Origin of the sequence: Lysinibacillus sp. ACHW1.5 (assembly GCF_022014815.1) — a bacterium.
GTDB classification, from domain to species: domain Bacteria; phylum Bacillota; class Bacilli; order Bacillales_A; family Planococcaceae; genus Lysinibacillus; species Lysinibacillus capsici.
In genome coordinates this window covers 1740382-1753957 of record NZ_CP091777.1, presented here as the reverse complement: position 1 = coordinate 1753957, position 13576 = coordinate 1740382, and the positions used below count along the sequence as shown (strand labels likewise).

At 39.0% G+C, this 13576-nt stretch carries 13 protein-coding genes; 5 read left to right on the top strand and 8 right to left on the bottom strand.

What is annotated here, in order from left to right:
- Positions 1 to 18 precede the first annotated feature (18 nt).
- Positions 19 to 945 carry an iron-hydroxamate ABC transporter substrate-binding protein gene (locus tag L6W14_RS08300; RefSeq protein WP_048390303.1) on the bottom strand — a complete coding sequence of 309 codons (927 nt, stop codon included), beginning with the start codon at positions 943 to 945 and terminating at the stop codon, positions 19 to 21.
- A 13-nt stretch (positions 946 to 958) separates the two neighbouring features.
- Positions 959 to 1747, bottom strand: a complete 789-nt coding sequence (locus L6W14_RS08295; RefSeq protein ID WP_237900309.1) for an ABC transporter ATP-binding protein — start codon at positions 1745 to 1747, stop codon at positions 959 to 961.
- A 147-nt stretch (positions 1748 to 1894) separates the two neighbouring features.
- Between L6W14_RS08295 and L6W14_RS08290 the strand changes: the two genes are divergently transcribed.
- Positions 1895 to 2944, top strand: a complete 1050-nt coding sequence (locus L6W14_RS08290; RefSeq protein WP_131519845.1) for an NAD(P)/FAD-dependent oxidoreductase — start codon at positions 1895 to 1897, stop codon at positions 2942 to 2944.
- A 51-nt stretch (positions 2945 to 2995) separates the two neighbouring features.
- Here the strand turns inward: L6W14_RS08290 and L6W14_RS08285 are convergent, their stop codons facing one another.
- On the bottom strand, positions 2996 to 3238 hold the full coding sequence (locus tag L6W14_RS08285; protein ID WP_004229360.1) for a hypothetical protein: 243 nt from the start codon (positions 3236 to 3238) through the stop codon (positions 2996 to 2998).
- 230 nt (positions 3239 to 3468) lie between these two features.
- Between L6W14_RS08285 and L6W14_RS08280 the strand changes: the two genes are divergently transcribed.
- From L6W14_RS08280 to L6W14_RS08265, 4 genes are all read left to right on the top strand, one after another.
- Positions 3469 to 4080 carry a class I SAM-dependent methyltransferase gene (locus L6W14_RS08280; protein WP_237900307.1) on the top strand — a complete coding sequence of 204 codons (612 nt, stop codon included), beginning with the start codon at positions 3469 to 3471 and terminating at the stop codon, positions 4078 to 4080.
- Between the two features lie 152 nt (positions 4081 to 4232).
- The gene (locus L6W14_RS08275) at positions 4233 to 5360 is read left to right on the top strand and encodes a DUF418 domain-containing protein (protein ID WP_237900305.1); all 1128 of its coding nucleotides are present in this window, start codon (positions 4233 to 4235) and stop codon (positions 5358 to 5360) included.
- Positions 5361 to 5373: 13 nt separating this feature from the next.
- Positions 5374 to 6486 carry a sensor histidine kinase gene (locus tag L6W14_RS08270; RefSeq protein ID WP_131519842.1) on the top strand — a complete coding sequence of 371 codons (1113 nt, stop codon included), beginning with the start codon at positions 5374 to 5376 and terminating at the stop codon, positions 6484 to 6486.
- On the top strand, positions 6483 to 7088 hold the full coding sequence (locus tag L6W14_RS08265; RefSeq protein WP_004229368.1) for a response regulator transcription factor: 606 nt from the start codon (positions 6483 to 6485) through the stop codon (positions 7086 to 7088). The genes L6W14_RS08270 and L6W14_RS08265 overlap by 4 nt, the downstream gene beginning before the upstream one ends.
- A gap of 111 nt (positions 7089 to 7199) precedes the next feature.
- Here the strand turns inward: L6W14_RS08265 and L6W14_RS08260 are convergent, their stop codons facing one another.
- From L6W14_RS08260 to L6W14_RS08240, 5 genes are all read right to left on the bottom strand, one after another.
- The gene (locus L6W14_RS08260; RefSeq protein ID WP_131519841.1) at positions 7200 to 8282 is read right to left on the bottom strand and encodes a hypothetical protein; all 1083 of its coding nucleotides are present in this window, start codon (positions 8280 to 8282) and stop codon (positions 7200 to 7202) included.
- A gap of 728 nt (positions 8283 to 9010) precedes the next feature.
- Complete coding sequence (locus L6W14_RS08255; RefSeq protein WP_131519840.1) at positions 9011 to 9721, bottom strand: ankyrin repeat domain-containing protein; 711 nt, start codon at positions 9719 to 9721, stop codon at positions 9011 to 9013.
- Positions 9722 to 9836: 115 nt separating this feature from the next.
- A complete protein-coding gene (locus L6W14_RS08250) occupies positions 9837 to 10523 on the bottom strand; it encodes a response regulator transcription factor (protein WP_112117822.1) in 687 nt (228 codons plus the stop codon).
- Positions 10501 to 11979, bottom strand: a complete 1479-nt coding sequence (locus L6W14_RS08245) for a sensor histidine kinase (protein ID WP_237900303.1) — start codon at positions 11977 to 11979, stop codon at positions 10501 to 10503. Before L6W14_RS08245 ends, L6W14_RS08250 begins: the two co-directional genes overlap by 23 nt.
- A gap of 181 nt (positions 11980 to 12160) precedes the next feature.
- The gene (locus L6W14_RS08240) at positions 12161 to 13522 is read right to left on the bottom strand and encodes a PepSY-associated TM helix domain-containing protein (protein ID WP_237900300.1); all 1362 of its coding nucleotides are present in this window, start codon (positions 13520 to 13522) and stop codon (positions 12161 to 12163) included.
- Positions 13523 to 13576 lie beyond the last annotated feature (54 nt).

The window sequence follows — 13576 nt, the reverse complement described above, 5'->3', positions numbered from 1 at the left end:
TTCGCTACTCTCTACTAATTATTGTAAAAATTTCTCTTCAAAGAACTTCAGTTGATGTTCTAATGTGATAGGGTCATTGAAATAAAAGGCATTTGCATTCACTTCAAATAAATGACCATTTTTCACTGCTTCTAAATCTTTAAACCATGCTGCATCTGTAAAGGAATTATCTTGATCTTGGAACATACTGAAGATCACATAGTCACCTGCATATTCCCCTAAAACTTCTTGAGAAATAGCATAGTAGCCAGGCTCTAACGCTGTTTCTTTTACTTTCTCAGGCATTTTCAAGCCCATTTCTTGATATAAAATCTCTGTTCCACGACCCCAGTTATCGCCATAAATATAGAACTGTTTATTAAAGTTCTCTGCTACTGTTACAGTCGCATCTTCACCGATTTTTTCTTTAATCTTTTTACCAGCTTCTGCTGCACGTGTTTTAAAATCTTCTACCCAAGCAGTTGCTTCTTTTTCTTTATTTACCACTTTACCGATTTCGATGAACTGCTGTAAATAGTCTACTTTACCATACGTAAATAATACAGTTGGCGCGATTTCTGCTAATTTATCAGCATTTTCAATACCATTTAAGCCAATAATTAAATCTGGTTCTAGCTCAAGAATTTTTTCAATATCAGTATTTTCAACTACAACAGCATCTTTAATCGCATCTTCGAAGTTGGGATTTTTTGCTGCCCATGCATCCACACCAACCACATTTACATCAAGCTGTAATAAGCTTCCTACAAAAGAAGATAGTACAACAACACGTTTCGGATTTGCTGGTACTTCTACAGGGCCTGACTCTGATTGATATGTGATTGTTTCTGTTGAAGCTTCCTCTTTTGAGCCTTCATCAGCCTTCTCTGTTTTTTCTTCCTTACTGCCACATGCTGCAAGTACGAGCACAAGCATCATAAACATTGGTAATAGCCACTTTTTCATTGTTATTCTCCTTTTAAATGGTTTGTAATAAGTCATATGTAATGCACATTGGTTTGTTCGTTCGTGGATCTTTGCCAATAACTGCATCTATATTAAATACTTTTTTCAATACTTCTGGAACCATCACTTCTTCAGCCGTTCCGAATTTTACAAGCTCACCTTGTGAAAGCGCTACAATATAATCTGAAAAACGTGCCGCTTGATTTAAATCATGGAGGACCATGACAATCGTGCGCCCCTGTTCTTCATTCAGCCTGTAAAGTAGCTCTAAAACTTCTAGCTGATGAGCCATATCTAAATAAGTTGTCGGTTCATCTAAAAAGATAATGTCGGTTTCTTGGGCCAAGGCCATCGCAATCCATACGCGCTGACGTTGTCCACCAGATAAAGCATCTACAGATTGTAAACGGAATTCTTCTGTTTTGGTTACCTGTAAAGCCCAGCCAATAACATCTTTATCTTTTTGTGATAAATTCCCGAAGCCCTTTTGATAAGGAAATCGACCGTAGGATACAAGCTCTTCCACTGTTAAACCATGTGCACTTTCTGGACTCTGTGGTAAGATTGCCAGTTCTTTTGCTAATTCTTTTGTTTTCAACTTGGAAATATTTTGACCATCTAATATGACCCGTCCACTCTCATGCTTTAAAATCCGTGTGATAGCTTTTAACAAGGTTGATTTTCCACAACCATTTGAACCAATGATTGTCGTGATTTTGCCATCAGGAATTTGCAGCGATAAGTCATGCACAATCGTTTTATTCTCATAACCAACACGAATCGATTCAACTTCTAAACGCAAATCGGACCCTCACTTTCTTTTTACTTCTTTCCATGCTATGATATTCAAAGCTAAAAATGATAATCATTATCACTAGAATTAGTCTAGTTACCTGATAAGATTTTGTCAATTACTTTTTTACTATTTGTTAAGGATGTGGCAATAAAAATGCAGCATGTGTATGATGTGACAATTATTGGCGGTGGCCCAGCTGGCTTATATAGTGCCTTTTATAGTGGTTTACGGGGTTTAAAAACAAAATTATTAGAAAGTCAACCACAGCTTGGCGGTAAAGTATTACTTTATCCTGAAAAGCTGATATGGGATATTGGGGGACATCCTCCCGTTTTGGGTGAACAATTTGTTAAACAATTAATCGAGCAAGCCAAAACATTTGATCCTACAATTTTGACAGGTACAAAAGTAGATTTAATTGAACGTCACAATGATATTTTTGTCATTCATACAGCAGCCGGTGAAAAGCATTATTCTAAAACGGTACTGTTAGCTGTAGGTGGCGGCATTATTAGCCCTCAAAAGCTAACACTTGAGGGTGCTGAAAAATATGAAATGTCCAATCTACATTACACTGTGCAATCGTATAAACGTTTTGTCGATAAGGATATCATGATCTCAGGCGGTGGTAATGCAGCCATCGATTGGGCTGTTGAATTAAGTCCGATTGCCAAAAGCGTAACGGTTGTTTACCGCAAAGAGAATCTATCAGCACACGAAGCCACTGTACAGGAAGCACTGGATGCAGGTGTGCGCATTGAGTGTAATACAACGATTACAAAGCTTTCCGCAAATATTGATAAAACGGCTATTCAATTAGTCACATGTGAGAATACGATAACGAAGCAAAGTTATACGCGTCAAATCGATGAGGTAATCGTCAGTCATGGCTATAATCGTGAGGCGTCTCTTGCATTTGATGAGGCCATTGCCATTCCGAAAAAGGATGATTATTATGTTGAAGGAAAGGCAACAGGTGAAACAGCACAGCCAGGTATTTTTGCAGCAGGTGATATTTTATCATTTGATGGAAAAATTAATTTGCTACTTGGCACATTCCAAGATGCCGCCAATGCAGTCAATTCTATTAAAACGTATTTAGAACCAACTGCCTATCGTCATGGCATGGTGTCCTCACATAATGAGCTATTTAAAGAGAAAAATCGCTCTATTATCGAAAAGCAATTTGCACCAGCCCATTAAACCTAAATATAACCCTCTTAAGAGCCTGATCTTAAGAGGGTTTCTAGTTTTTTATCTAAATAAACTTAATAACGCCCCCATCTGTCTCAACATATTTACTCCATTTGTAATCGTCCCAGCATGCCCCATAATTGTATTTAAATGATCTGGTAAATTTCCTAATCTAGGACCTTGCTGTTGTTGATTGGGAGAATAGTATGGTTGCACCATCCTACCTCGAAAAGGTGGGCCAAAATATTGCCTATTGTTTGGCGGATATGGACCTCTTCTAGCATTCGGCTGAAAATATGGCATTTATACACCCCCTATCTGAAAGCTTCTCACTAGTATATGTGAAAATTTTTATAGCGAATTAGACTTTTGAAGAAGAGGTTAAAAATAATAAGGGAACCATACTAGTTTCCCTGTCATACTATAAGAAAAAAGAAGGTGGTACTATACAAGACTCTCATTATCTTACCTTTTTAGCTAAGTTCGGGGTCGGAGGCGCACATCCTGGGGGCATTAATCTATCAAAGGCTGTTTTGCAAGCAGAGAATATCGAACGAAACGCACATATTTTAGATGTGGGATGTGGTACAGGGCAAACGGCTGCTTATTTAGCATCTTCCTATCAAGCAAACGTCACAGGTCTCGATATTCAGCCCATCATGATAGAAAAGGCTCGTCAGCGTATGCATAAAGCACGTCTACCTGTTAAACTTTTGCAAGGCTCTATTGAACAAACCTCGTTAGCGAACGAGACATTTGACTTGATTCTAGCTGAGTCGGTTCTGGCCTTTGTTAATTTGCAGCAGGCTTTGCAGGAAATTTATCGTTTATTGAAAAAAGGTGGCCGCTTCATTGCTATCGAATTTACCATTCCTCAAACACTTCGTACCGAACTTGCAGACGACCTCCAACAATTTTACGGCTTTCAGTCTCTCCTCAGGAAAAAGGATTGGGTAAGACTACTGCAACAGGCTGGTTTTTATGATATCCGTATACAAAAAAACAAATCCATCTCATCCAAGCCTGAATTTCAAGTTTCCAAAGATATAGAATCCGAATTCTATAAAATCATGGATCAGCATATTGCCATGAATGAAAAATACGAAGACCTTTTAGACTATCGCATCTATACCTGTACAAAATAATGAGCCGGCAGCAAAAGCGTTGCTGGTTTTTGTGCTGGCACAGCATACTTTATGACACCTGTCATCTAGATTCTTTGACTGGTGTGAATAGGTTTTCTCTTGAAATTTTCTTATCCTTAAGGTAAGAAAAAAAAGAAAGAGTGATCGAACTTATGCAAACACAACAAAGACTCCCCTTTATCGATATGTTAAGAGGCTTTGCCGTCTTAGGAACGCTTGGCACAAATATTTGGATTTTTGCTTATCTTGGTGATTTATCGTATATAACAACAAGTGATTATTCTGGTTGGTGGTCCTTCAATGATTTTTTACGTATGGTTGTATTATTTTTCGTTAATGGCAAGCTGCTTGGATTGTTAACAATTATGTTTGGAGTAGGTCTGCAATTAAAATATCAGCAAGCCTTACGGAGAGGTACAGCCTGGCCAGGAGTGTACCTGTGGACTATCGTCTTCTTAGGGTTAGAGGGGCTACTGCACTACACGCTTGTGATGGAGTATGATATTTTAATGAGCTATGCTGTCACAGCATTCATCGTCGCTTTTATTGTACGTTTGGGTGATAAGGTCATGACAGGAGCCTTTTATTTTTTTGGTGGCTTTCACATCCTAATGATTCTGCTTATTTTTATCAGTACCTTACAAGGAGCTGGTGTTTCATTAAATGGTATGGCATCCGTTTCTGAGCTCTATGAACATGGCACATGGTTTGCGCAGGTGCAGCATCGTCTCACAAACTTTTTATTTTATCGCTCAGAAGCTATATTTATTATCCCGATGAATGTCTTTTTATTTTTACTTGGTATAAAGTTCATGCGTAATGAGGTATTTTCACCAACTGACAAAGGACGTCAAACTCGACAAAAGCTATTTAATATCGGTGTATTCGTTGGCTTTCCTATCAATCTGCTTATTTTTATTCCTGGTGGGCTTTTTGATTTACCTGTTCGCTATCTTTGTGCCCCTCTTCTATCCATTGGCTATATTGGAATTTTAGGTAAACTGGTAGAATATAAGAGGCTAGACTGGCTTTGGCAGCGCTTTGCTCATGTTGGTAAAATGTCTTTAAGCTGCTATGTCCTCCAAAACGTGCTTGCGTCGATTATTTTTTATGGCTGGGGGCTTGGCTTAGGTGGGCAAGTCAATAGCTTCACTGTCATTGGTATTTGGCTATCTCTATCAATCTTACAACTTGTTATAGCGTTCGCTTGGTTACAGAAATTTCAAATGGGCCCTATGGAATGGATTCGTAAAAAAGCCCTTCAAGCGATGACACAGTAATCAGCAACAAAGGATGGTGCTAGTAATAAAAATATATCCTAGAGAACAAATTAAGCATTATTTAATCATTGATGCAGCTTCTGTCATTTTCCTATTCGCATTAGTATTAGGGTCTCATTCCCTTCCCTTAGCTATGAAAATAACAGTGCTCCTTTTATACCTAATAGCCTTCTACATTGCTTTATGGCATCGAGATTGGAGGCTTCTTACTGCATCTCTAGTAGCCTTTGTCCTTATCACCTTACTTAGCATAATTGTCGATCCTTTTATGCTTATTTTTGGCTTTACCTTTGCCGACTTACTAGGACGTGCAAAATCAAAATGGCATATTGCCTGTGGGATTGTAGCCATCGCTGTCATGTTTTTGACGGTTTTGTACATGACAACAGATTCCCTTTTACCAAAGGAATCACAGGTACTAGTACCGATAATGATGTTTCAACTGGTGCTCCCGATTCTCATTTATTTTGTGGAAAAGTCGAAAAATCTGCAGGCTGAGCTGGCAGACGTAAATACACAGCTTGTTCAGCAAGAGGAACGACAACGGATCGCTAGAGACCTTCATGATACAATTGGCCATACGCTCACAATGATTAAAGTAAAAACCGAACTAACGACCAAACTGATTGACCGAGATCCTTCAAGCGTGAAGCCTGAGCTACATGACATATTAGCCACTACCCGTACCGCCTTAAAACAAGTACGTGAGCTTGTGTCTGATATGAATTTTATTTCGTTGCAAACGGAGCTTATCCATTGCCAACAGCTTTTACAAAGCGCGAATATTACGACAACCCTTGACAATCAATGTCCTCAAATCGTACTTTCTAGTGTGGAGGAAACGATGCTTGCTCTATGTGTACGAGAGACGACTACGAATATTCTCAAGCATAGTCAGGCAAAAAAATGTCATTTCGCCATTCAATGTTGTGCTGGACACTATACACTTGTGATGAAAGACGATGGCATCGGTTTACAGTCACAAGGACGTGGGAATGGCATCCACTCCATAAAAGAAAGAATGCATATGCTGCAAGGCTTTGCCCTGATTGAAAGTGACACACCAGTAGGCACCAGCGTCACCCTCACTCTACCAATTCAAGATGGAAAGGAGCCTCTAACATGATACGTGTATTACTAGCAGAAGACCAACAAATGTTACGTGGTGCCCTAACTTCGCTACTAGCGTTTGAGCCTGATATTGAGGTCATAGCTGAGGTGGCAGATGGACAACAAGCATGGGAATTGATCCAGCAGGAGCCACCAGATATTTGCCTAGTTGATATTGAAATGCCCCATCTATCAGGGCTTGAGCTTGCTGAAAAAATTAAACAGGCCAACCTCCCTTGCAAGGTAATGATTGTAACAACCTTTGCACGCCCTGGTTATTTGCAAAAGGCAATGGATTGCGAGGTACACGGCTATCTATTGAAAGATGAACCCATCGATTATTTAATTGCTACTATTCGAAAAATCATGCAAGGAGAAAAGGTGGTCAGCAAGGATTTAGCCGCCTCCTTATTTATGAAGGAGCAAAACCCTTTAAATGAACGAGAAATTGCGGTGCTTCAGCTAGTCAAAAAAGGCTTGACCACAAACGAAATCAGTAAGCAGTTATTTTTAACGAAGGGCACGATTCGCAATTATTTATCTACCTCTATTCAAAAGCTACAAGTTGAATCTAGACAGCAAGCCGCTCAGGTAGCAGGTGAAAAAGGCTGGCTATAAAAAAAATCTCGCCACAGCTGTGACGAGATTTTTACATTGTTAGCATAAAATACGTTCCATTTATTTAAGCTTCAAATGACAGATTCATTATTTTATTAAGCAAAAGAACGTTTATTTTCCTTGTAGAACTAAATCTGTTGCTATAGCCCAGTTGTTTAATGGGATTACAGTATAGCTGACATTTGCTTTCAACGTACCACCATTCGTTAGATCAAAAATGCCAACAGTACCTTTACGTGATGAATAACGATATTGTGCTTGCAATGTACTCCCATCACTGCCTTTTAACGCTACACTTCGGCCAGCAAGTAAATCAGATTGCGGATCGTTTCTTAATTGTAATTCAAAGGATTTTTCATCCATGGCTTTCGCTGTTTGCAGAGTGATTGGCGCGATTTCTTTCGCTACAAAGCTCCTTACATCTATTTCCGCCCATTGTGCGTACACACGGTAAGTCACACCAGGTTTTAAAACCTTGCCAGCAGGGAGTCTAAATTGAGGAGCCTGTCTGCCATCAGCTGCTTGTGTAAATGGTACATAATTAGCAACAAACTCTTCTCCCTCACTTGTTCTCACCGTCACATAGCGATCACGTAAGGAAGAAATAACATCAAAGCGTTTGCCGCTAGCATCTCGATTATGACCATCTAAGCTAAATGCTAAATCTCCACGGCCTGCGCGATAGGCTTCAATAATATTAGCATAATCTACTACGCCATCCTCCTGAAAGGATTCCAATGTAAATGTATCATTTGTAACTTGCTCCACATTGCGTACATATACCTTTTCATCTGTGCCCTCAAAAACTTTATTGCGTTGCTCTTTATAGCTCAATGTATAGATAAAATCATCTTCTTGGAATGTTGTTGGTACAATATATGTACTCTTAGAGCCTGTCATTAAGCGTGGCACATTGACAATCTCTAAATCTCCATTAAACGTAAAATGTTTTTTTATAGCATCTAAATGATTTAGGTCTACATCAGCTGCTGCTAATGGCTGATTAAATGTAATTTGTAGTGTCATTGTATTTAATGGCTTGATGTTTGTAATTTTAGCTACTTGCTCGTTTTCCGCTACTACTGCTTTATTGCTTGCCGCATCTGCATTTAATGGCTCGCCTATGGTTACTAGACCTGCTGATACTACGGATAAAGCCAATGCTGCTGGGACAATACGTTTTCTTAATTTCATTTGTTGAACTCTCCTTTATGGTGTAATTTGGTTGACAAAATTTATCATAAAGTCCATATCTAAACTGCTACTAAATAAACTATTAAAAAAGAATTAAAAAATAGGAAAAATAATTTAAGAACAAAAAACTGTAGAGAGCTGTCTCTACAGTTTGCATGTTGTTGAAAAAAGATGATGTCAACGCCAGAAAAAGCAACTTTGCAAGTCGAGGGGTTGATTTCCGTTACACCAGCGTCCTTTCCAGGGGGCATCCGATGAGCCGCTTCACTCACTTACGTTCGCTCCAGGGTCTCCTCTGTGACGCTAAATCCCCTAGGAGTGACGCTGGCTCCACTCCAATCAATCATTCTGCAAAGTGTCTTTACTTTTTTTTATAGTAACATAGCGATCAAATCGTCCATTAACTGTATTCTTAGAGGGGATAAGTTGTTATTTTCAATGTGGAGAAGTGATGCATGACAACACCTCTTCATAAAGAGTAGTGAACACCTTCACTTTATTTGAAAACCTTTGCTAATAAGTTAGTGGGTTGAAGTGGAAGGCTGCTTGACTCCCGTGGGATAGCAAGACAGGCGAAACTCTAAATGGAGCGGTAGCGGAGGAAGTGATTCGGCGCTCGCCCACAGGAAAGCAAGTAGCCTGCAACGGAAATCCATTTCTACCTTTCAATTGACTGTTTTGTTTTTCAACACTTAGAAAACTGTAGAGAGCCATCTCTACAGTTTGGGTTACTTTGCGCCTGCTGCAAGTAGAATTTGTTCGATTGCTTTAAATCCTCGTTGTTTTGCATGTTGCAGAGGTGTCACGTTATTTTGATCGGGAATATTTACATCAGCACCATGTTCAATTAGTCGTTGTATTACGGTTTGCTGTGTTGGATTGCCGTTATTTAAGACAATCGCCTCCATCAGGGCTGTCCAGCCTAAATGATTCACATGATTGACGTCAATATCGGTATTGCTCAATAGCTCCTCGATGACCTCCACATGACCATGCTCTGCTGCTGGTATGAGTGCTGTCCCCCCATATCGATTTAAAATAGTCGGATCAGCACCAGCTTGAATGGTCATCTTTAAAATAGCCAGATAGCCCTCCGCACCTGCATAGAGAAATGGCGTATTTTGCTGATTATCCTGAATATTAACATCTGCTCCTGCATCTATTAATAATTTAACTGCCTCTATATCCTGATTATAGGTAGCTATCATCAAAGCTGTTCGATTATTTGAATCTTGTACATTGATGTCCCCTTTTTGTTTCAAAGCATATTGAAGCCCATCGATATCTCCCCTTTCAGCTGCCTTGAGCAACTCACTCGCCCATTCTGTTCCCACCACTTCACTCCCACCTTTATCATGCTGTATTGTTTCTGTATCAATTGAGGCACACCCTTGAAGTAAAAATGTTAATGCAATGATAACTGCCTGCCTTTTTTTCAATTTTAATACACCGCCTTTCCTTCCTCAGTGTAAGCGGTAATGCTAAATTGCCCATTAACGAATTCTTAAAAAAGTCTAAAAAAACTACCCCGTCACAAGGACGAGGTAGTTTTACTTAAACATTGAAGCGATAGCCTGCACCCCATACTGTTTCCAAAAACTTGGGATGCGCTGGCTCTCGTTCAATTTTTTCACGTAGCTTTCGTATATGAACAGTGACAGTCGAAACGTCTGCAGCTGATTCATAGCCCCAGTTTCGCTCATATAGCTGTTCCTTACTTAATACTTGATTGGGGTGTCTAACAAAAAAGACAAGTAAATCAAATTCCTTCGTTGTAAAGGCAATCTCCTCACCATTAACAAACACCTTTCTAGCCGAAGTATCGATTGTAATACCATGAATGGACATCATATGATTTGTTTGTTGATGGCTCGCCAGACGCTCATATCTTGACAAATGGGCCTTGACCCTTGCCACTAATTCACTCGGACTAAATGGTTTTGTAATATAATCATCCGCTCCTAGTCCAAGACCACGAATTTTATCAATATCCTCCTTTTTAGCTGAAACAAATAAAATGGGAATATTGTGTACCGCTCGAATCTGTTTACAAATGTCAAAGCCACTTATCCCTGGTAGCATAATATCCAAAATGATTAAATCATAATTACCTTTAAGTGCCTGCTGTAGCCCATCCTCTCCATGATGTTGGATATCTACTGTAAAGCCATTAATCTCTAAATAATCTCGTTGAAGCTCAGCTATGCTCACCTCGTCTTCAATTAGCAGAATTTTTTTCATGATGATTCACCTTCTCCTCAGCCTTTTTCAATGAAATGAATATGCTCGTGCCCTTTGCTAATTCACTCTTTGCCCAAATATCGCCACCCATTTCAACAACGATTTGTTTGGCAATGGCTAACCCTAAGCCACTGCCTCCTGTTTGCGAATTACGTGAAGGCTCCGCACGGTAAAATCGATCAATAATATAGGGCAATGCGACAGGATCAATGCCTGCACCATTATCTGTTACCTGAATAATCGCATCCTCTGCTCGCTCATGCAAGGAAATAATGATTTGCTTATACGGCTTATCCATATATTTTTCGCTATTACTTAAAAGGTTCGTCAGGACACGTCTTAATTTATCTCGGTCCACCATTGCCAAAAGCGGCGAGCCTGCTGATAGATATTGTAAATGAATATCTCGTGCAATAAAATCAAAGCTTGCATCCTCTACATAATCATGCATATATTGCTGGAGATTGATGCTTTCCAACTGGAAGGGAATCTTTTTCAAATCCAATTTAGAAAATAAGAATAGCTCATCAATTAATACATCCATATCCTTTGCCTTTGTATAGATAGTCGTTAAATATTTATCCATCTTTTCCTCTGTATTTGCCACACCATCTTTAATGCCCTCCACATAGCCGATAATGGAAGTCATCGGCGTTTTTAAATCATGGGAGATATTGGAGATGAGCTCCTTTCGATTTTCCTCATATTGAAGCTGAAGCTGGATGGATTCTTTTAATTTGACTCTCATTTCCTCGAATGACCGATTCAGCTGACCAATTTCATCCTTCGAGTGGGTCGCAATTTCAAAATCCAAGTCGCCCGATTTAATTCGTTCTGCCCCTTCCTTTAATGCCGATATCGGTTTAATAATACTTCTTGATACTAAATAATTTAAAAAGCCAATAATCATCATAAACAGGACAAATAAAATACCTAAAAGAATCGGTAGCAGTTCCCTCGTTACCTCTGCATGGGAACTAACCTCTCTCAATACGAAAATACTGCCCTCTGTTTGATCTGGAAAATAAAAATCAAATTTAACATACGTATAAAAGGCTCGATTTATCATGATGGTGTCACGAGAATTAATATTGGTCGCTTCAAAGCTAGGTAAGCTTTGAAGCAATAATTGTTTATGCTCTTTCTGTGTTGAATACACGATTTGATGATCTTTTCGTACCACAATCTCTATCGAAGGCGCATTGATTTGTTCAAGCTGTTCGAGATCTAAAAGCTGCTGGGGACTTTTTTTAGCTAGTAATTTTAAATCTAGAAACGCATTTTCCTCTACTGTCGTCAAAGGCTTTTGGACATAAGATTTTTTATAAAAATGCTCAATCGCTTTGACATCACCTGTAATGGCAAAGGAAAAAAGAAATACCGCTGCTAGTAATAGTGTGATGGCAATGATGATGACACCCACATAAGATAGCAAAAACCTTGTTTTTATTGACATCTACATACCCCCATAAGCTGAAACTACTAGCAATGTACCATACAAATCTTAAAACTTTATAAAATCATGCTGAAAAATCTATAAACATTTTTGCCGCTTCAGTATAGTATTGCGTTCCTATAAATGAAATAAACAAAAAAAAAGATACGGCACAAACCCGCTGTGCCGTATCATCTTAGCTTTATTTAGTTTCTTGTGCTCTTAGCTTCTTCTTTGTTTGCCAACCTAAAAGGATAAATTCAATTACTACCACAGCGATTAATGACGCACCAAATAGCGGCATCATAATCCCTAATATGACAAGGAAAATAATGAATGGCATGGATATTTTATGAGAAATTTGCGGTGGTGCAGACAGCTCCCCTTTTTTTCTACGTAAAATCCAAGTGCGAATGCCCCACACGATTACGGCTAAAAAGGCTAGACAAACCACTAAGTTTAAAAGCTTATTCGGCCAGCCGAATAAATGCCCCTCATGTAATGGTATTCCCCATGTAAAGAATTTAGCTAATGGGCCATAATCGTCATAATTCACTTGATCGATAAACTTGCCACTATACTGATCAAAATACATTGTGGCTTCCGCTGTAGGTTTTACATCTAGCCCTGTTACACCAGAATTACTAGCCTTCGCCACTGTATAGACGCCCTCACCGTTTGTCGGATAAATTATAGAGTAAGGCTTAGCAATGTTCATCGAATTGATTTCTTTTTCAAGCTGAGCAATCGTCATTTGGCTGTCGTTCGTATAACGGACAGCACCACCGCCATGATGTTGAGCATGTTCTCCTTCTGATGTCGGTGCCTCTAATTGACGAGTGGCCCATGGAATTTCAGAGACATCAGATGTTGGTGGCTTTTGTTGGAGTAATGGATACCCAAAAGTAGGATTTTCTGACGCTATATCTGCAAGCATGGAACCTTGAAAAGCAGACCATAATAGCCCAGTCGAAATGAACATCACCATTGGAATGGTAATGATTGTCCCAACAAGTGCATGCAATCTCTTACTTTTTTGCCTCTTATTCTCTGACTTGCCCTTCTTTAGGAGATTTCCCTTGAATGTCATATAAAGACCTGACAGTAATAAAAAGATCGTCCAACAAGCTGCTAGCTCTACTAAATAGTTTACAAAGGTACCACCAATAAAGAGGGAGCTATGCGTATTTCTCATAATATTTGAAAATGTATAATCGGCGTCCTGACTACCAACCATTTGATTGTGATCGTCTAAAAATACGTACTTTTGTTTAGTGCCATTTGATAAAGTTAAACGCGTATTATATGGCTCCTCCAACATAATCACTTTTGTAGTAGAGTATCCTGCAAATGCTGCCTCCGCTTTTTCCACGGCTTCATCAATTGTTAAGACCTCTTCCTTATGGCTCTCACCAAAGAAATAATCGTCATATAATCGATTTTCTACATCTGTAAAAAACAAATAACCAATCCCACTTAATGTGAGAGACAGCAATAAAGGCGTAATAAAAAGTGCTGCGAAAAAATGCAGTCGCCAAAACCTAGAATAAAGCAAATTTTTCATATTTAATCTCCAATCTCTCTATTTATAGCAGATTAATTATATAAGTAAAAAGTG

What these genes read in the sequence shown, in the direction of transcription:
- L6W14_RS08290 (WP_131519845.1), top strand. Translation starts at nt 1,895, where the DNA reads ATGCAGCATGTGTATGATGTGACAATTATTGGCGGTGGCCCAGCTGGC.
- L6W14_RS08245 (WP_237900303.1), bottom strand. Translation starts at nt 11,979, where the DNA reads ATGTCAATAAAAACAAGGTTTTTGCTATCTTATGTGGGTGTCATCATC.
- L6W14_RS08265 (WP_004229368.1), top strand. Translation starts at nt 6,483, where the DNA reads ATGATACGTGTATTACTAGCAGAAGACCAACAAATGTTACGTGGTGCC.
- L6W14_RS08270 (WP_131519842.1), top strand. Translation starts at nt 5,374, where the DNA reads ATGGTGCTAGTAATAAAAATATATCCTAGAGAACAAATTAAGCATTAT.
- L6W14_RS08250 (WP_112117822.1), bottom strand. Translation starts at nt 10,523, where the DNA reads ATGAAAAAAATTCTGCTAATTGAAGACGAGGTGAGCATAGCTGAGCTT.
- L6W14_RS08240 (WP_237900300.1), bottom strand. Translation starts at nt 13,522, where the DNA reads ATGAAAAATTTGCTTTATTCTAGGTTTTGGCGACTGCATTTTTTCGCA.
- L6W14_RS08285 (WP_004229360.1), bottom strand. Translation starts at nt 3,238, where the DNA reads ATGCCATATTTTCAGCCGAATGCTAGAAGAGGTCCATATCCGCCAAAC.
- L6W14_RS08300 (WP_048390303.1), bottom strand. Translation starts at nt 945, where the DNA reads ATGAAAAAGTGGCTATTACCAATGTTTATGATGCTTGTGCTCGTACTT.
- L6W14_RS08260 (WP_131519841.1), bottom strand. Translation starts at nt 8,282, where the DNA reads ATGAAATTAAGAAAACGTATTGTCCCAGCAGCATTGGCTTTATCCGTA.
- L6W14_RS08275 (WP_237900305.1), top strand. Translation starts at nt 4,233, where the DNA reads ATGCAAACACAACAAAGACTCCCCTTTATCGATATGTTAAGAGGCTTT.